Source organism: Nitrospinota bacterium (genome assembly GCA_035528715.1).
Lineage (GTDB): Bacteria > JADFOP01 > JADFOP01 > DATKYB01 > DATKYB01 > DATKYB01.
Map to the genome: position 1 here is coordinate 1 of DATKYB010000032.1, position 18,839 is coordinate 18,839.

The following is an 18,839-nucleotide window of genomic DNA, read 5'->3' on the forward strand; positions in this document are numbered from 1 at the left end:
ACTCTCAAGAGGCTGCAGTAGTTCAGGAAATAAAGGTCTACCCTGTTCATACCCTAACTCAAACCGTAGAATTTTTAAATCAGAATCAAAACATCGAGCCTAAATCAATTGATATTTACGATGTTTTTGAAAAAAAATCTAATTATTCTATAGATTTTTCAGAAGTCAAGGGACAGCATTTTGCAAAAAGGTCCATTGAGATTGCTTGTGCTGGAGGACATAATCTTATTATGGTCGGTCCCCCAGGATCTGGTAAGTCGATGTTAGCCAAGAGGATACCAACGATATTGCCGAAAATGACCCTTGAAGAATCTATAGAGACTACAAAAATCCATAGCCTAATGGGGATGACCGATAATAAAAACTCTCTTGTTGCTACACGTCCCTTTAGATCGCCCCATCATACTATTTCTGATGCGGGATTAATCGGTGGTGGAGGTATCCCTTTGCCAGGAGAAGTGAGTCTTGCCCAAAATGGCGTCCTTTTTTTAGATGAGCTCCTCGAATTTAAAAAAAATGTTCTTGAAGTAATGAGACAGCCCTTGGAGGATGGTAAGGTTACAATATCAAGGGCTTCTATATCTCTCACATATCCGTCTTGTTTTATGTTGGTTGCAGCAATGAATCCTTGTCCGTGTGGATTTTATACAGATCCAAAAGGAAATTGTTCTTGTTCTCCTCATCAGATTAAAAATTATATGAGCAAGATCTCTGGTCCCTTATTAGACAGGATTGATATTCATGTTGAGGTTCCTAGCTTAGAACACAAAGACCTTCTTTCAGAAAAAGAGGGAGAATGTTCAGAGGCTATTCGAGAGAGGGTGGATAGGGCAAGGAAAATTCAGCAAAAAAGATTCAAAGGGGAAAAGATATTTTGTAACTCTCATATGACTTCGAAACATCTCAAAGCCTACTGTCCTCTCAATACTGAGTCTAAAAAGCTTTTGGAAAAAGCCATTGATACACTTGGTCTCAGTGCCAGGGCTTATACAAGGATCCTTAAAGTTGCTAGAACCATAGCAGACCTTAATGATGAAAAGGATATAAATATAGAACATATCTCTGAAGCTGTCCAATATAGAAGCCTTGATAGAGAACAGTGGTTCAGATATTAATCAAAATATTAATTGATTAGTTCTTGATTTTGTTAAATAAGCTTATTACTTTTATTAAAATTTTACTTTTTTATATTTTTTTTTTGTACTATATTTTTAGTATCAGATGGAGAAAATTCTTTTATGCCTAAAAAAGACGAGCGAACTACTAATAAACGCAAATCTAATAGGGTGGCGATATTAACCCTCCGATATAAAGTTGTAAGCGGATGGGATAAAAATAAGGCTTCAAGGTTTGTCCTTGGTATAGTCCAGAATATCTCTCCGGACGGCTTGTGTCTTAGGACAAATACTCTAGAGATTGATGGCCTCCATATCTCTTTTGATGATACCCCATTGGTGAGAAATAAATTAAGGATTGAGCTAGACCTCCCAAGCTCCCGGAATACAATCAATATAGAAGGTGAGGTTGAATGGTATGAAAAGGAACCCGGAAAGAATAGAGATTTTTATAATGTGGGTGTGTCTTTTGTCAAGCTAAAAGACGAAGATAGAAAAACTTTGAAGGAATATATCAAAACGATTGAGGAATTTACTCAATAGTGCTTTATTCTTGAGGTTTATGAAATAACCTGACTCTTTTTTAAAGGTAAAACATCTTATGACTTTCATTTAAATTGGAGGAAAAGATGAAAAGGTACGCCATAATTATTTTGGTATTATTAGCATTCTCTATTCTCTTTGTATCTCCTCTTATTGGAAAAGATTTTGACAATATTGTACAGGTAAAAGTAAAAGGAATTACCATTGACTCATCAACTTCAAAACCTATTGTTATTTTACAGGATTTGGAACAGAGGAAGATATTGCCCATTTGGATTGGTTCTTTTGAGGCCAACGCCATTGCTCTGGGAATAGAACATATTGTTCCGCCAAGGCCAATGACTCATGACCTTATAAAAAATATACTGGAAGGGATAAAGGCTAAGGTAAGGAAAATAATCATTACCGATTTAAAGAATAATGTATTCTATTCGGTTGTCCTGTTAGATATTAACAATGTTGAAGTTTCTGTTGATTCTCGACCAAGTGATGCAATTGCATTAGCTTTAAAAGTCGATGCCCCGATTTTTGTCTCAAAAGATATAATGGCTCGAGCAAAAGTCTTTAATGGAGAACCAAAGAAATCGTTAAGAAATATATTGTTACCATACGGATTGACATTTCAAGAACTTACCCCTGCAATTGCTCAACATTTCAATCTAACCAATCCAAAAGGAGTACTCATATCAGATGTTAGTTCAGGAAGCGCAGCAGAGTTAGCTGGGATTAAAAGAGGGGATGTAATTAGAAAAATCAGCAGAGAGGATGTCCTTACATTAAATGACATTAATAGAATAATAAGCAAAGGTAATATAAATGATTTTATTTTAATTAACATAGAGAGAGAAAGATTTTTTTACACTTTTAAACTAAAGTCAAAAAACAAAGAAATAGTAAAATAATTTAAGTTTTTATTGTTGCTACAGGAAGAGAGATAGAATATTCAATATTGGTAAGTAAAATTTTTTGAGAAATCTGGAGCGGGAAACGGGATTTGAACCCGCGACCCTCGCCTTGGCAAGGCGATGCTCTACCGCTGAGCTATTCCCGCTTTAAATTTTAGAATTCTCAATTATAGTAAATTTTAGTTGGTTGTCAAATAAAAATATAAAGTAATGATTTCTTTCTTCTATCTATAATCAATCGTCATCTTTTCCAATTAAATTTATCTTCTTCACCGGTTGCTAACCTTCTTAGGTTATCTTTGTGTCGAAATATAATAAAGATGGTTGCAAGAGTTGATAAAAGAATATAAAACTTTGGTTCATTGAATTGCCAAGCCAAAACAGGTAAGGCAATAGAAGCAATCATAGAACTCAATGAGACATATCTGGATACAAAGCATATAATAAGCCATATTATAGTTGTAATTAAAACCACTAAAGGCATTATCCCAGTAAAGACCCCAAGGCTTGTGGCCACTCCTTTTCCACCTTTAAATTTGAGAAAAATCGGATAAATATGACCCAGTATTGCTAATATACCAACCAGACCTATTATATATTCAGATTGAGTAATATAGAGAGCCATCAGTACAGGGATAAAGCCTTTAAGGAAATCTCCAGTTAGAGTTAAGATGCCGGCTTTTTTACCAACTGTTCTTAATACATTTGTAGCACCGATATTTCCACTTCCGTGATTTCTTACATTAATCTTTTCTCTCTTTGCTATTAAATAGCCAAAAGGTATGGATCCCAGTAAATAAGAAAATAAAAATAATAAGATGATTTTAAACATTTATCAGTTTTATTATTTGAGATCTTTTGAGGTTAAGAATTTCAAAAAGTAATCTATTCCTGAGATTAAGCTGATAAGCATGGCTGCCCACAAAACTATCATTCCTATAAAGTGAAAGTTTATAAAGAAGAGTTTGTAATTGAGTATTAAAAAGATAATGGCTATAACTTGGAATGACATTTTGTATTTTCCGAGTTGACTTGATGGTATTACAATACCTTCAGAAGCCTTTATTGCTCTGAGCCCTGTCACTACAAGTTCTCTTCCGATTAACACGACAGCCATCCAGGCAGGCACTCTATTTAATGCCACCAGAGGGATTAAGGCCGAAATTATTAAGAGCTTGTCTGCAATAGGGTCTAACAATTTTCCTAGATTTGTAACTTGATTAGTGCTACGAGCCAGGTGACCATCTAACCAATCTGTAAATATTGCAAGAGTGAATATCAACATTGCTAAGAATGAGGTTAACTTGGAGGGTGTTATTAAAAAAACCACAAGAAGAGGAACTAAAAATATTCTTACCAGAGTTATTTTATTGGGAAGATTCATTTTGTTTTATTTATGTTTAAAAAATCTGAAAAAAAAGAGTTATTAAAACTGTTTGCCTAATGGACTATTCTTAAATAACGTTTTGTTAAATTATAAAATAAAAAAAGCCATAAATACATATTTTTTAATAAGATTAACAAAAAAAGTAATAAAAAACAAGACTTAAAATAATCTTAAGTTAATAGGATAAGTTAGTTTAAATTGAAGTTTGTATAACATCTTTTGTAGATTTAATTTTGGTATAATTCTTCAAATTTAAACTGATATGCAAAGGAGAAAAAAGAAGTGTATCCGTTTTAAGTTTATCAAAGAGATCGTAAAAGCTTCGGAGGATTTAAGAAGAGGAAATGATTATTATGTCTGAAGGAGGAGATTTAATTTAAATAGTCTTTTAAGGCCCTCGTCTTTTTTCGAGCTAATAATCTAGACTTTGCCCTTTTTTCAATCTGTCTAATCCGTTCTCTGGATAAATTCATCATTTTACCTATCTGTTCTAAGGTATAAGGTTTACCTTCGAACCCGAATCTTAATCTCAGAATTTTTTCCTCCCTCTCGGGTAGCTCCTTTAAAAGCTCCTCGATTTCCCGAGACAGAGAAGATTTTATCAGACTATCCTCGATGGAAGAAGTATTAGAAGACTCCATGAGCTCTATGTAGCTGGTATCTTCATCATCTCTAATAGGAGCATTTAAGGATAAGTAAGTTCTATATACCCTCAATATTAATTCAATCTGCTTTTGAGGGATATTTAACTCTTTGGCAAGTTCCTCTGGAGTTGCTTCCTTCCCTTCATTTTGAAAAATTTCTTGATACTTTTCTCCTATTTTATAAAGGATTCCTGCCTGTTTTATAGGTAGCCTAACCGTACCAGATTGTTCTGCTAGGGCATGCATGATAGCTTGCCTTATCCACCAGACGGCGTAAGTGATAAATTTAAAGCCCCTTGAGGGATCAAATCTTTTAGCAGCTTGAATCAATCCTATGTTGCCTTCATTAATTAAATCGAGTAGAGACATCCCACAGCCTTTATATTTGTTCGCTACGCTTACCACATATTTCAGATTTCTTCTTATTAACTCATTTAAAGACTGTTCGTCTCCTTTCTGAATTTTTTGTCCAAGGACTTTTTCTTCTTCTCTTGTAAGTAAAGGTATATTTCTTATCTTTTTTAGATAGGCATTAAGAGAATCATTATCAATTTCTTTAAAATCATGATTTCGTTCCCCACTCACTTTATAAACCTCTACTTGAAGAAATAATTTGGTTGGATTTTTACTTTTTTAAATTAATCTTCTTTTACAATCTTTATCTTTGTAATTTTATTGGAAGGGGATTTAACTAAAGATTGCTTTTTTGCTTCTTCCCAGTTTTTAGAGTCGATACCAAGCCTCTCTTCTGATAATCTTCTTAGTTCATCAATCTCTTTTTGCATTTCTTCGATTCTCTCTTTCAGTTCTATTATTACTTCAACACCGGCTAGATTTATTCCTAGGTCCCTTGTGAGCCTTCTTATCATTTTGAGTGTTTCTACATCTTTTTGAGAATAGAGTCTTGTGTTCCCTTGTGTTCGTGAGGGCTTTATAAAGCCTTCTCTTTCATATAGTCTTAGAGTTTGTGGATGAATATCTAGTATCTGAGCTACAATACTAATCATATATAATGGTTCATCTAAAATCATAAATTTTTCCTTATATATTAGATTTTTGATATTCAAAAACTGGAAACCAAAAAATCAAATATGAGTTTATAATAATTATAATACTTGAGTATGGTCTTGTCAAATATTTATTTGATACTTTTAAAATAATTTTTTTATGAAGTGGAAATGATAACCAGATTTATCAGTCTATTTTATCCGTTTTAATTTTTCATTAGCTAATTTTACAAACTTACTTTTGGGATGGAGGGAGATTAACTTGTTATAAGTAATTTTAGCATTATTAAAACTCTCTTGTTTATAATATGAGTCTCCTAAATAAAACAGGACTTCATCAGCAAAGTCTATATTTGGATGCTTTTCTAACAAATAATTAAAACGAAAAATGGCTGAGTGGTATTTTTTTTGTTTATAATAAAATTTTCCTACTAAGAATTCATGTTCTGCGAGCTTATTTTTTGCAAACTCCATCTTTTTTTTAGCGTCTTCTGTATAGGGGCTTTTATGATAATTATTTATAACTTTTTTAAAGCCAGAGATTGCATTTAAGGTAAAGGTTTGGTCCCTTTCAGGAATCTTGATTTGCAGGAAATCACACATGGCTAATTGATATTGAGCTCTGACCGCCAACTCATGACCAGGATAGAGTTCTAGAAATTTTCGATATTGAAATTTTGCCTCTTCATACTCTCCATTTTGGGAAAAAGTGTCTCCAAGATGGAGAAGGGCTCTTTTCCTCATTTCATTATCAGTTGTCTCTTCTAATATCTGTTCAAAAGCCTCTTGGGCTTCCTCATATTTCTTTGAAGCTAATTTTTTTTGGCCGGCATAAAATAAATCCGTGAGAGAAGATTCTTTTTTTTCTGGAAATAAAAAGGAACACCCAAAATTTGTAAAAAGAGATAGAGAAAATACTAATACAAAAAAAGAACAAACCGTTCTTTTTTTAATAAGCCTTTTACCCATCTTACGCATCAAAAAATATGTAATTAAATTAATCATTTAAGAAAAATTTGAATTTTTTAATTATAATTATTATAAGCATCGAGTCATTGGTATGTCAAGGAGATTCAGATTGATCAAAATTTCTGATAAAGATTGTAGTCTTTTCTTCTTTATTTCTATTTTTAATCTGTTATTTTCCATTTTTGTGATGAATACAGGGTTTCAGAGAAATAGTTCTACAGAAAAAAACTTGTTAAAAGTATTTTTTATAATAATAATTATACATAAATTAGTTCTGTTGTAATAAAACTTATTGTTTCTCATTGTAAAATAATCAATATTTTTTTATTTTATTTTTATAAATTAAAATGTATGCTTCATTTTTTATTTGAGAAGTGGTGAATTTATGGAAAACGAGAATAAAAGTAATGGGGTGTTTAAAAGTTTTATAGAGCTTTTTACGTCTCTTAAAACAGCCATCTTTTTAATGATTCTTCTATCAGTAATCTCTATTGCAGGAACCCTTATTCCCCAAGCAAGAGAAGAAATGTTTTATATAAAGGAATATGGTTTTAATCTTTTTAGAATATTTAAATCATTAGGACTGACTGATTTATATCATAGCTGGTTCTTTATTTTACTTTTGTCCCTTCTTAACATAAATGTCTTTTTATGTTTTATAAAAAGATTAAATTGGAAGCTAGAAAATCTTAAAAAAGATAAAAATAGATATGCCACTGAAAAACTTATTAAGGGAATGAAGAATAGTGCTAAACTGGTATTCCCTGGAACATTATCCTGTGCTAAGGAGATTATTTTTGACAGGTTAGGGTCAAAAAGATTTAAAATAAAAGAAAAAATTTCAGGTGAGAGTGTTTCCATAGTGTCTTCAAAGGGGTTAATTGGACAGTTTGGTTCTGATGTTATTCATTTAAGCATCCTTATTATTATTTTAGGAGCTTTTATTGGAACTGTGTTCGGTTTCAAGGATTTTATTATATTGAATGAGGGTGAAGAGAGGCATATTGCGCAGGGCGGTTTCAATTTAAGATTGGATAAGTTTAATATAGAATTTTATAAAGACACATCAAAACCGAAAGATTATTTTAGTACTTTGGCAGTATTAGAAAATAATAAAGAAGTGCTTACAAAAACAATCGAAGTAAATGACCCTTTAAGGTATAAGGGGATTTGGTTTTATCAAAGCAGTTATGGCCAAGCATGGAGGGTTATTAAGAAGGCCGCCTTTAAGATAAAGGATAATAAAAAGAACGCTAAAGAGAAAATAGTAACCTTAGATTTTAATAAGGATTTTTCTCTTCCAGAATTAGGTTTAAAATTAAAGATGATTGATTTTGTAGCAGATTTTATATTTGATACAAATACAAAGCAGGTTTTTTCAAAAACTACTGAACACAGAAACCCTGCTGTTCTTTTGGAGGTTTATGAAAATGGAAAGCTGACCTCAAGACCTTGGATATTTTTGAATTTTCCTGAGGCTCACTCTGTTCAAAGAAAAGATTCACGCTTTACTTTCCAGTTAGTTAATTATAATCCAATACCCTTTAGTGGATTACAGGTTACGAAAGATCCAGGTGTCAATATTGTGTGGTTAGGATCTTTTTTATTGACATTGGGGATGATTCTGGCTTTTACGGTCTCTCATAAGAAACTCTGGTTTTTTTTAAAGGAGTCTCAAGGGAAAATAGTGATAATGATGGGTGGTTCTGTTAATAAGAACCAGCTTGGATTTGAAAAAGAATTTTCAAGGATAACCGAAGATATGGACAGATCCTTGAAAGGTGACTGATATATAAATTGTATGATTGAGGAGTTATATAATGCTTTATTCAGAGATTTTATTTAGTGCTACATTATGGTTCTATCTTTTTTCTACCCTTTTTTATACCGGTTACTTGATTTTCAGAAAGAGGGAAGTAGGGCAGCTGGCTACAGCCACTGCAGTTATTGGATTAATTATTAATACATTATCTCTGATCTTTAGGTATGTAGAGTCCCAGCATGCTCCCTTTTCCAATCAATTTGAATCACTGGTATTTTTCGCCTGGTCTATTATTCTGATATATCTTATTTTTGAGTTTAAATATAAGATAAAAGCACTAGGGGTATGTATTGTCTTTTTTGGATTTCTTTCAATAGCAGTTGCATCCCTTCTTCCTTATAGATATCAAGCTATAGAGCCCTTGGTACCAGCTCTTCAGAGCTATTGGCTTCATATTCATGTTATTTCTACATTTTTAGGGTATGCGGGCTTTACTGCGTCCTTTGGGATAAGTATCGTCTATTTATTGAAAGACAGTGTTAAAGAAGAAAAACCAGAATCATTTTTTTCAAACTTCCCCGAACTCGATATACTAGATGATTTGAGTTATAAATCTATAGCTCTGGGTTTTCCCTTTTTAACCATAGGAATTATAACCGGGGCGATCTGGGCAAATTACGCCTGGGGATCTTATTGGAGTTGGGACCCTAAGGAGACATGGTCATTGATAACATGGTTTATCTACGCTGCTTATCTCCATTCCAGGATAACAAAGAACTGGAGAGGAAGAAGGTCATCTCTCCTTTCTATAATAGGCTATACTTCAGTTCTCTTTACCTATTTTGGGGTGAATTTTATCTTATCAGGGCTTCATTCCTACGCTTAAAAGTTCTTAAACATAAGCTTTCATATAACAGATAAGACAAGCAATATGATTAACAGAAAAGTCATCATTGTTTTAGTGTTTTTAGTTATAGCCATTTTTTTTCTTCAATGGTTAAAAAAAGAGAGATTTAAACCACCCATTCCAGGAAATCCTGCCCCTGAATTTTCTTTTAAAAACTTAGAGGGGCAAGTTGTAGATCTAAAAGATTTTAGGGAGAAGGTAGTTTTGTTAAATATCTGGGCTACTTGGTGCAAGCCCTGCAGAGACGAGCTTCCTTCTATGGAATTATTATACAGGAAATTAAAGGATAGGGGATTTGAGATATTGGCTGTAAGTATAGATAAAGACAGTAGTATAGTAAAACCTTTTGTAGAAGAACTTGGCCTCACCTTTCCTGTATTGCTTGATCCCAAAGGGAAGATTACTCGTTTATATAGAACCATAGGTATTCCAGAAAACTATATTATTGATAAGAGAGGTATAATAAAAGAAAAAATTATAGGAGCAAGAGATTGGCTCAGCAAGACTTATGTGGATTCGTTAAGCCAATTATTAGAAGAAGAAAAGGAGAAAGAATCATTTTTTCAAAAGTTGAAGATTGAAAGTCTTAAAATAAAGAGGGCCCCTGATTTTACTCTAAAAGATATAAACAAAAAGGAGGTTAGTCTCAAGGATTTTAGAGGGAAGGTAGTTCTCCTTAATTTTTGGGCAACATGGTGTGATCCTTGTACGGATGAGATGCCATCTATGGAAGGTCTTTATCAAAGATTTCAAAATAAAGGTTTTGTTGTCTTAGCAGTAAATTACCTTGAGAGAAGAGAGAAGGTAAGAAAATTTGTTGAAAAAAATAAATTTACTTTTACTGTTCTATTAGACCCCTATGGAAAAACATTAAGCTCTTATGGGATTTGGTCAATACCTGTTAATTTTATCATTGACAAACAGGGTTTTTTGCTTGGGAGAGCTATTGGACCAAGAGACTGGTATAGCAAAGAGACAAGAGAGTTGATAGACTATCTTTTAAGAAATTAATTTTTGATGATAAGGAATCGTTAATCGTCGTTTAACGAAATAGAGTGTAAGAATATAATAGGACTAATTTACTGTAAATTTCTATTAGTAACTCAGATCAACTTCCAGAGCCATTCTGGCGTTAATGAACTGGCGAAGCTGTTTAGTATAGTAATGTAATCGGTAAAGAGTAGTATCCCCAAGATAATCAGTATAACCCCAGAAACGATATGTACTATATTGATATATCTTTTGAAAACTTTAAAAAAGTTAAAAAAGACATCTATTGCGAGTGAACTGAGAAAAAAAGGGATTGCCAAACCGAGTGAGTATGCAACGAGCAAAATAATTCCGGTTTTAATGCTTTCTGAAACACTAGCCAAGATCAATATTGAGCCCAATATTGGACCCACACAAGGAGACCAGCCGATACCAAAAGAAGCCCCGACTAAAACAGAACCTAAGTAACTAAAACGCTTTTGTTTAATATGGAATTGTCTGTGCTGCATGAGAAACTTGACTTTTAATAAACCTGATATATAAAGTCCAAATAAAATGATTAATAAGCCGCCGGTTTTTTTTAGGATTTCTTGATAATTTAACAAAAAGCTTCCAACAAAACTGAAGGATGCCCCCAAGCTGATAAATACCAAAAAAAAACCTGTGATAAAAAAAATTGAATTTAGAATAATTACTTTTCTATTCTTCTTAGAGTCTTGAAAATCCTCTATGGAGAGCCCAGAAATAAATGATAGATATGATGGGAATAAGGGGAGGACACATGGTGAAAGAAAAGAGATTAAGCCTGCCCATAGCGCTATGAAAATTGAGATTTGTCCTGAGTTTTCCATATATTTTACTTAAACAATACAAAAACCCTATAGAAGAAGGGTTAATAACTAATAATCACCAACTTATTTGGTATTTTTTCTTGACCGTAAAATAGGTGATTGATATAATTTTTTCCGTTTGAATATTAAATCAGAAAGAAAGCTATGTCAAATATTGATTATTCTCATACAAATAAAAAAGGGCTTTTTACTTATATAAAAGAAATTTTCTATTTCTTAAAAGATAACAAAAATAAAAAAGTGAGAAAACACTTCCGGTCAGGGATGAATTGTATTCAAAAAGAAGATTTTCAAAAGGCAATAGAAGAATTTAAAAAAGTGATTAAAATAAAATCAGATCACTTCTTAGCGCGTGTTTATCTTGCAAGACTCTATCGTCTTAAAGGGGAAAATTTGAAGGCTTTCAAAGAGTATTCTTATGCACAAAAGATAAATCTTTTTAGATATAAGACATATAATCTTATGAATGAACATGTGAAATTGACCCGTCTTTATAAAGACAAGGGGTTTTTGGATGAGGTTGCAGATAATTTGGAGAGATGTGCTAAAAATTTAACAGAGGCGGCCAGAAGAATGAATCGAGCTGCTAAGAAACAGCACAGTGCTACTGAGAAATTAACAAATATTAATAAGAAGTTTAAGATAAAAAGTTTGGATGTAAAAAAATTGGATATCAAGATCGGGGAGTTCGGTGACTTTAAGGATATGGATGAATATATAAAATTTTTGACTTTAACCCCTATTACTGAAGAGGAAAAAAAGAACACAGATTGGGATGAGGTTATTTCGAAGATTTTAGAATAAAATGATACGGAAATTAAAGTTGAGTATATCAAGAGGAAAATGTGAAGAAAATTTTAGAAAATCTCTTAATTTCTGCTCTAAAGAAATTGAGGGAAACAGAAGAGTTGAGATTGCAGGAAATTCCTCCTATTATAATAGAGAGGCCAAAGATCGAGAAGCACGGAGATTTGGCCACTAACCTTCCGTTAGTATTAGCCCCTAAAGAACGCAAGCCCCCTTTACAAATAGCAGAACTCATTTTAAAGCAATTGAATAGAGAGCAGACTATTTTTTCGAAGATAGAAGTCGCAAAACCAGGTTTTATTAATTTTTGCTTCAAGACAGATTTTTTATATCAAAAATTAAAAAGTATTGAAAAGGAAGGTCCACTTTTTGGCTCAGAAGATATAGGGAAAAATATCAAGGTTCAAATAGAGTTTGTAAGTGCAAACCCCACTGGACCCTTACATATCGGACATGGAAGGGGCGCAGCTATAGGCGATGTCTTGGCTAATCTTTTATCTCGGATAGGCTTCCATGTTGAGAAGGAATATTACATAAATGACGTAGGTGTTCAGATGGAACTGTTAGGTAAATCGGTCTATATTCGCTATCAACAGCTACTCGGTCAAGACATACCCTTTATTGAGAATGGATACAAAGGGGATTATATTTCTGATATTGCAAAAGAGATTATATTAAAAAAGGGAGATAAATTTTTGCAGAAAAAAGAAGGAGAAGTATTGCCCTTCTTTACTGAGTTTTCCTCATGCTTTATTTTAAACGGGATTAAAAAAGACTTAGAAGATTTTGGTGTTACGTTTGACAGTTGGTTCAGTGAAAAGAGTCTTTTTGATAAAGGAGATGTTAATAAGGTTATAAATTGGTTAAAAGATTCTCATCTTGCATACAACAAGGATGGAGCTCTGTGGTTAAAATCGAGCAAATTTAAAGATGAAAAGGATCGAGTAATCATTAAGGCAAATGGTGAATATACATATTTTGCTTCTGATATAGCCTATCACAAAAAAAAATTTGAAAGAGGCTTTAAAAAAATAATTGATATCTGGGGTGCAGACCATCATGGTTATGTACCCAGAATGAAAGCAATCATAGAAGGCATGGGATATCATCCTGAATCGTTTAAGATTATTCTCGTCCAATTGGTAAATCTACTTCGAGGCGGCGAAGTCGTTTCCATGTCAACTCGAAGCGGAGAGTTTGTTACTCTTTCTGAAGTTATTAAGGAAGTTGGAAGGGACGCTGCAAGGTTCTTTTTTTTAATGCGACACTCTGATAGCCATCTTGATTTTGATCTAGAGTTGGCAAAAAAGCAATCAAATGAGAATCCTGTCTATTATGTACAGTATGCACATGCAAGGATTTGTAGTGTGTTCAGAATAGCAAAAGAGAGAGGAATAGATATTCCTTCTGGAGATAAGGTAGACTTTACATTATTAAGACTTCTTGAAGAGATTAAAATAATAAAACAGATATTGTGGTTTTCTGATATTATTAAAGAAAGTGCTATTAATCTTGAGCCTCACAGACTTGTTTTTTATTTACAGGAACTTGCTGGAGTTTTTCACAGTTATTATAACAAACACAGAATCATCTCTGATGATAGAAATCTTACCCTTTCCAGGCTAGCACTGATTAAGACGATCCAAAAGGTTTTGAGAGATTCCTTTGGTATTTTAGGAATCAATGCTCCTGAAAAGATGTAGAAAGTTAAAGAGGTCACTTTGAGAAAATTCAAGAAAAAATCAAATATATACTCGATCTTTGGTCTTATTTTATGTGGTATTTTTATAATTTTTATTGGAATTTTAATAGGAAACAAAGATAGAAGTAATAAAACAGTCCTCGTAAAACCTAAAATTGAACAAAACACTCAATCACCTCAAGATAATCAAATTGTATCTGGAAATAGAAATAAGTTAAAAGATACAGATCAAATCAAAGAAAAATTTACCTTTTATAAGACATTATCAGATGAGGGTAAATCTATCAAAAAGGAGAGTGAAAATATAGACAATATAATAAAGAGAGATGAAAAGGCTTTTACAGTTCAGGCTGGTTCATTTAAGAGAGAATCTGAGGCCTTGAAATTTAAGTCGATGCTAAAGGAAAAGGGTTATAATGTTTATATTGTAAACTTTAATGATTCTGAGGGAATTTTATGGTATAGAGTAAGGATTGGAAGCTATAATAGCAAGCAGGAGGCTTATAATATTGCAGAAAAAATAGAGAAAAACGAAGGTCTTTCAACATTTGTTACCGAAAAATCAAAATAACTTTTAAGGCGATTATAAAAGAAAGGAGGTGAAAAAATATGACAGAAGCTTATTGTGTTAAGTGCAAGGCTAAAAAGGTTATGGTGGATGAAAAGAAGGTTACGATGAAGAACAAGCGTGATGCAATGAAGGGCAAGTGTCCTGATTGTGGCACGGGTATGTTTAAAATTTTAGGTATGACAAAATGATTTTATAACCTTTAATTATATCAAAGGACAAAATATTGTAGTGAAAGGGGGTGAAAAAGTAATAAGAGGTGTTTTAAAAGAAACAGTATTAAGTCACCAAAATAGCCGAATTATTTAGTAAAATATGGCAAGGTTGTCCTTTTTTACCTAAAAAAATTTTTTATCTCTAAAAATAAAGGCAATATTGCCGTTTTTTAGGATAATTTGTAAATAGCTATTTTTCATATTTTAAATCAATTATTTGAATTAAAATTACTTTTTTCTTGACATATAAAGAATAATCTTATAATTATTATCATAAGGTTATTAGGCAATTAATTGCCGTATAATAATTAGAACAGATTAACAAAAAATTAACACTTAAAATCTCCTAAGGGAATAAGAGTTTTGAGCTTGTATGGAGATTTTTTTAGTATTATAATTAAGGTTGTAAGTTATTTATAAAGAGAGAGTTATGAAAAAGAGAGATTTTGCTTTTTTTTGGGGTTGTCAGATCCCGGCTAGATTTACCTTTATGGAAAAATCAACACGACTGGTTCTTGACCAGTTAGGAGTTCCCTATAAGGATATAGATGGTTTTACCTGCTGTCCTGAAAAGACCCTTGTAAATAATATGGATCCTGATTTATGGAAGGTGATGGCTGCAAGGAACATTGCTGTTGCTGAAAAAGAGGGATTGGATCTCCTCACAGCTTGTAATGGGTGTTATAGCACATTGAAGAGTGTATCAAGTGATCTAAAGACCTATCCAAAATCCCTTAAAAAGGTAAATGAGAAACTAAAGCTCCTTAACCTTGAATTCGGAGTTAATAAATATAATATCAGACACTTAATAGAGCTTTTTCATGATGACATTGGACTCCCTGAGATAAAGAAAAGCCTTAAAAAATCTATGGACGGAATGAAGATTGCCATACATGGAGGATGCCACCTAATGAGACCGAGCAAAGCTGTTCATTTCGATGATCCTTTAAAACCAACAAAGTATGATAATCTTGTTGAAACATTAGGCGCAAAGAGCATTTATTATCATACAAAGACCCTCTGTTGCGGGGGAAGTCTAGGTCGGGTTGATCAGAAGGAAAAGGCAATGGATATGATAAGAACAAAATTAAGGGAAATCAGAGCATTGAGGATAGATGCCATCTCCACAACATGTCCAGAATGTTTCAGGGTTTTTGATACGACCCAGCTCTTTTTAAATAAGAACGGTGATGACTATAATATACCCATCTTTACCTATCCTGAACTGCTTGCTTTGGGAATGGGTTTTGAGCCCCAGGAATTAGGGCTGGAAAACCATAAGATGAGTTGTAGCCCTTTTTTGGAAAAATTTAACAGAGTTAACAAAGAAAGGAAAGCAGATGTTGGAACTTGATCTTGAAGTATTAAAGAGATGTGCAGAATGCAGAGGATGTGAAAATGACTGTCCTGCCTTTTTAACCCTAGAGGGTTACAACCCCTACTTGATTGTTAAGGCCATATTAGAGGGGAGGGGAGAGGAGTATTTAGATTCTGAGATGATCTGGCAGTGTCTTGAGTGCCATACCTGTTTAGAGGTATGTCCCCAGAATTATAGCTGGGAGAAGATTATGACAGCCCTGAAAAAAGAGGCGATTAAGAGGGGAAAGATTCCTAAGACAGTTACCAAGGGAAAGGAAGCCTTTTTAAAGACAGGAAGACTTGGAGATCCTAGGATTCCACCTAGGGAGAAGATGGGATTGCCAGAGCCAAAGAAACTCTGTTTTGAAGATTTTAAAAAGCTGGTATGCGCTTGTCAATTGGATGAGGATGAGAAGGAATAATAAGAATGACTTATAATTTTCAAAAAGATATTTCAGGATGCGGGTTATCCGGGATAATAAACAAGAAGGGTGTAAAGGTTCCAGGGGAGGAGATTATAAAGTCGATTGCCCTTCAAAGAGATAGAGGAAATGGTCTTGGAGCTGGATATGCTGGATATGGGATCTATCCAGAATATAAAGATTTTTATGCCTTTCACATCATGTATAATACACATAAATCCCTTCAAGATACCGAAGATTTTTTGAAGAGAAATCTTCAAATAGAGAAAGCAGAAGACCTTCCCATTAAGAAAACAAGAAGAATTGAAAATAATCCTATTTTAAGGAGATATTTCGTAAACCTAAATGGAGCTGGAGATAAATCGAAAGCCGAAGAGGACATCAGCGTAGATGATATGATTGTAGAGCTGGTAATGAAAATAAACTTTGATATAGATGGTGCATATGTCTTTTCCAGTGGTAAGAATATGGGAGCCTTTAAAGGAGTGGGATTTCCAGAGGATATTGCTGAGTTTTTCAGAATCGCAGATTATAAAGCCCATATCTGGACAGCTCACAACAGGTTTCCAACAAACACACCCGGATGGTGGGGTGGCGCCCATCCCTTTACCCTTCTGGACTGGTCCATAATCCACAATGGAGAAATATCATCTTATGGTATTAATAAGAGATATTTAGAGATGAATGGTTATCGGTGTACCCTTATGACAGACACAGAGGTTGTTGCTTACCTGTTGGACCTATTGGTAAGAAGACATGGGCTCTCTATAAAATTAGCATGTCTAGCCTTAGCCTCACCTTTTTGGAAGGATATCGATGCTCTGCCGGAGGAGGAAAAAGAGATTATCGAAAGTATTAGAGTTATTTATGGGAGTGCCCTCCTAAACGGTCCTTTTGCCATTATTTTTGGTCACAAGAGAGGAATGGTTGGGATGAATGACAGGATAAAATTGAGACCGTTGGTCGCTGGTGAGAAGGGAGATTTTGTTTATATGTCTAGTGAAGAATCTGCCATCTGGGAGATATGTCCTGATCCTGATAGGGTCTGGACACCACGGGCTGGAGAGCCCGTTATTGCTGAGTTAGATGAGAGTGTAGAATAAACTAATTTTAAAGGAGTTTTCGTGTATAAAAGCTTAGTTTGGCCGGAAAACAAGGTCAAAATTGATTATAATAAATGTATTTCTTGTAAGAGATGTACCCAGGAATGTGGATGGGATGTATATAGCTTTGATGGGAAAAAGATAGTTCCTGACGAAACAAAGTGCAGGGCCTGCGGACGATGTATGGTCTACTGTTCGGGGGGTGCTTTGACAGTAGAAAAGAATCCTATGGCCCTAAAAGAAAACTATAGCTGGACACCCCAGCATATTAGAAATATATACCGCCAAGCTGAGTCAGGAGGGGTGCTCCTAACAGGAATGGGTTGTAATCTTCCTTACCCAATTTTATGGGATCATATGTTGCTCGATGCCTGCCAGGTAACAAATCCATCTATTGATCCCCTAAGGGAGCCAATGGAGCTGAGGACATATCTTGGGAAAAAACCATGTAAATTAGAGCTTAAAAAAGATAAATCAGGCAAGACAAGGCTCAAGGAAAAACTTCCTGAACAGATCAAATTAGAAGTGCCTGTCATTTTTGCTCCTATGTCCTATGGCGCCCTCAGTCTCAATGCTCACAGGGCAATGCTGATTGCTGCAAGAGAGTTGGGAACGGTTATGAACACAGGAGAAGGTGGGCTTCATGAAGATTTTTACAAAAACTTTAAGAATCAGCTGATTGTTCAATGTGCTTCAGGAAGATTCGGGGTGCAAAAGGACTATCTCAATGCTGGTGTGGCAGTAGAAATTAAGATTGGTCAAGGAGCTAAACCAGGAATAGGAGGGCATCTGCCCGGAGAAAAGGTTAGTCAGGATGTCTCTGAGACAAGGATGATCCCTCAGGGCTCTGATGCCTTATCCCCTGCTCCTCAACACGATATATACTCTATTGAGGATCTCAGACAGCTAATCTATGCCATCAAGGAGGCAACAGACTACAAACCTGTTTCTGTCAAAATCGCTGCCGTTCACAATGTGGCAGCTATTGCAAGCGGGATTGCGAGAGCTGGTGCTGATATCATTTATCTAGATGGTCTGAGAGGTGGTACAGGGGCCGCGCCTACGGTTATAAGAGACCATATGGGTATCCCTATTGAACTAGCATTAGCTGCTGTTGATGATAGGCTAAGGCAAGAGGGTATAAGAAATGAAGCATCCATTATCGCTGCGGGAGGTATTCGAAGCAGTGCTGATGTTGCTAAAGCGATTGCCTTAGGAGCCGATGCTGTGGCAATTGGAACTGCCGCTCTAATCGCAATGGGTTGCCATGTCTGTGCCTCTTGTCATACAGGGAATTGTAGTTGGGGCATAACTACTCAGAGGCCTGAGTTGACCTCTCGTCTGGACCCAGAGATATATGGAGAGAAATTAGCCAATCTCCTTAAAGGCTGGGGTCATGAGTTAAAAGAGATATTAGGTGCGTTGGGAGTAAACGCAATCGAGAGCTTAAGAGGAAGTAGAGAGAGACTTCGGGGCGTTGGATTAGATGCCCAGACATTGGATATATTAGGGATTAAACCCGCCGGCAGATAAACAAGTCTTTTTTAAATAGTTAATTTAAAAAAATTATACAGGTAGATTGT

Annotated in this window: 20 protein-coding genes and 1 tRNA gene; 14 read left to right on the forward strand and 7 right to left on the reverse strand. The window is 34.4% G+C overall.

Translation table 11 applies throughout. The features are described from left to right. The 3 genes from VMW81_02115 to VMW81_02125 all read left to right on the forward strand — a co-directional run. Positions 1-1,115, forward strand: a 1,115-nt coding sequence (locus VMW81_02115; protein HUU49739.1) for a YifB family Mg chelatase-like AAA ATPase, incomplete at its 5' end; no start/stop codon positions are given. A 123-nt stretch (positions 1,116-1,238) separates the two neighbouring features. Then, entirely contained in the window at positions 1,239-1,658 is a 420-nt protein-coding gene (locus tag VMW81_02120; protein ID HUU49740.1) for a PilZ domain-containing protein, read from the forward strand. 86 nt (positions 1,659-1,744) lie between these two features. After that, a complete protein-coding gene (locus tag VMW81_02125) occupies positions 1,745-2,560 on the forward strand; it encodes a bifunctional nuclease domain-containing protein (GenBank protein ID HUU49741.1) in 816 nt (271 codons plus the stop codon). A gap of 74 nt (positions 2,561-2,634) precedes the next feature. Here VMW81_02125 and VMW81_02130 read toward each other — a convergent pair. The 6 genes from VMW81_02130 to bamD all read right to left on the reverse strand — a co-directional run bounded on the left by VMW81_02130 (position 2,635) and on the right by bamD (position 6,570). Next, positions 2,635-2,709, reverse strand: a tRNA-Gly gene (locus VMW81_02130). 95 nt (positions 2,710-2,804) lie between these two features. Next, complete coding sequence (gene plsY, locus VMW81_02135) at positions 2,805-3,395, reverse strand: glycerol-3-phosphate 1-O-acyltransferase PlsY (protein ID HUU49742.1); 591 nt, start codon at positions 3,393-3,395, stop codon at positions 2,805-2,807. Between the two features lie 12 nt (positions 3,396-3,407). Beyond that, positions 3,408-3,947, reverse strand: a complete 540-nt coding sequence (gene pgsA / locus VMW81_02140; protein HUU49743.1) for a CDP-diacylglycerol--glycerol-3-phosphate 3-phosphatidyltransferase — start codon at positions 3,945-3,947, stop codon at positions 3,408-3,410. A gap of 374 nt (positions 3,948-4,321) precedes the next feature. Beyond that, positions 4,322-5,179: an RNA polymerase sigma factor RpoD/SigA gene (locus VMW81_02145; protein HUU49744.1), complete on the reverse strand. Its 858-nt coding sequence runs from the start codon at positions 5,177-5,179 to the stop codon at positions 4,322-4,324. Positions 5,180-5,232: 53 nt separating this feature from the next. Then, positions 5,233-5,625 (reverse strand): helix-turn-helix transcriptional regulator, encoded by a 393-nt coding sequence (locus VMW81_02150; GenBank protein ID HUU49745.1) that lies wholly within the window; start codon positions 5,623-5,625, stop codon positions 5,233-5,235. Between the two features lie 168 nt (positions 5,626-5,793). Next, a complete protein-coding gene (bamD, locus tag VMW81_02155) occupies positions 5,794-6,570 on the reverse strand; it encodes an outer membrane protein assembly factor BamD (protein HUU49746.1) in 777 nt (258 codons plus the stop codon). A 385-nt stretch (positions 6,571-6,955) separates the two neighbouring features. Here bamD and VMW81_02160 point away from each other — a divergent pair, with 385 nt between their 5' ends. Genes VMW81_02160 through VMW81_02170 form a run of 3 tightly spaced genes read left to right on the forward strand, consistent with a single transcriptional unit; the run spans position 6,956 to position 10,250 of the window. After that, complete coding sequence (locus VMW81_02160; protein HUU49747.1) at positions 6,956-8,359, forward strand: cytochrome c biogenesis protein ResB; 1,404 nt, start codon at positions 6,956-6,958, stop codon at positions 8,357-8,359. Positions 8,360-8,390: 31 nt separating this feature from the next. Then, positions 8,391-9,218, forward strand: a complete 828-nt coding sequence (ccsB, locus tag VMW81_02165) for a c-type cytochrome biogenesis protein CcsB (protein ID HUU49748.1) — start codon at positions 8,391-8,393, stop codon at positions 9,216-9,218. Positions 9,219-9,263: 45 nt separating this feature from the next. Continuing rightward, positions 9,264-10,250, forward strand: a complete 987-nt coding sequence (locus tag VMW81_02170; GenBank protein ID HUU49749.1) for a TlpA disulfide reductase family protein — start codon at positions 9,264-9,266, stop codon at positions 10,248-10,250. Positions 10,251-10,342: 92 nt separating this feature from the next. Here the strand turns inward: VMW81_02170 and VMW81_02175 are convergent, their stop codons facing one another. After that, positions 10,343-11,080: a cytochrome c biogenesis protein CcdA gene (locus VMW81_02175; protein ID HUU49750.1), complete on the reverse strand. Its 738-nt coding sequence runs from the start codon at positions 11,078-11,080 to the stop codon at positions 10,343-10,345. Between the two features lie 144 nt (positions 11,081-11,224). Between VMW81_02175 and VMW81_02180 the strand changes: the two genes are divergently transcribed. The 8 genes from VMW81_02180 to VMW81_02215 all read left to right on the forward strand — a co-directional run bounded on the left by VMW81_02180 (position 11,225) and on the right by VMW81_02215 (position 18,789). Continuing rightward, entirely contained in the window at positions 11,225-11,884 is a 660-nt protein-coding gene (locus tag VMW81_02180) for a hypothetical protein (protein ID HUU49751.1), read from the forward strand. A 41-nt stretch (positions 11,885-11,925) separates the two neighbouring features. Then, entirely contained in the window at positions 11,926-13,590 is a 1,665-nt protein-coding gene (argS, locus tag VMW81_02185) for an arginine--tRNA ligase (GenBank protein HUU49752.1), read from the forward strand. Between the two features lie 18 nt (positions 13,591-13,608). Then, positions 13,609-14,160 (forward strand): SPOR domain-containing protein, encoded by a 552-nt coding sequence (locus tag VMW81_02190; protein ID HUU49753.1) that lies wholly within the window; start codon positions 13,609-13,611, stop codon positions 14,158-14,160. 38 nt (positions 14,161-14,198) lie between these two features. Next, positions 14,199-14,348 carry a DUF5679 domain-containing protein gene (locus tag VMW81_02195; protein ID HUU49754.1) on the forward strand — a complete coding sequence of 50 codons (150 nt, stop codon included), beginning with the start codon at positions 14,199-14,201 and terminating at the stop codon, positions 14,346-14,348. A gap of 454 nt (positions 14,349-14,802) precedes the next feature. Next, a complete protein-coding gene (locus VMW81_02200; protein ID HUU49755.1) occupies positions 14,803-15,726 on the forward strand; it encodes a heterodisulfide reductase-related iron-sulfur binding cluster in 924 nt (307 codons plus the stop codon). After that, entirely contained in the window at positions 15,713-16,153 is a 441-nt protein-coding gene (locus VMW81_02205; GenBank protein HUU49756.1) for a 4Fe-4S dicluster domain-containing protein, read from the forward strand. Before VMW81_02200 ends, VMW81_02205 begins: the two co-directional genes overlap by 14 nt. 5 nt (positions 16,154-16,158) lie before the next feature. Beyond that, on the forward strand, positions 16,159-17,256 hold the full coding sequence (locus VMW81_02210) for a glutamine amidotransferase family protein (GenBank protein HUU49757.1): 1,098 nt from the start codon (positions 16,159-16,161) through the stop codon (positions 17,254-17,256). 21 nt (positions 17,257-17,277) lie between these two features. Next, the gene (locus tag VMW81_02215; GenBank protein HUU49758.1) at positions 17,278-18,789 is read left to right on the forward strand and encodes a glutamate synthase-related protein; all 1,512 of its coding nucleotides are present in this window, start codon (positions 17,278-17,280) and stop codon (positions 18,787-18,789) included. Positions 18,790-18,839: the final 50 nt, after the last annotated feature.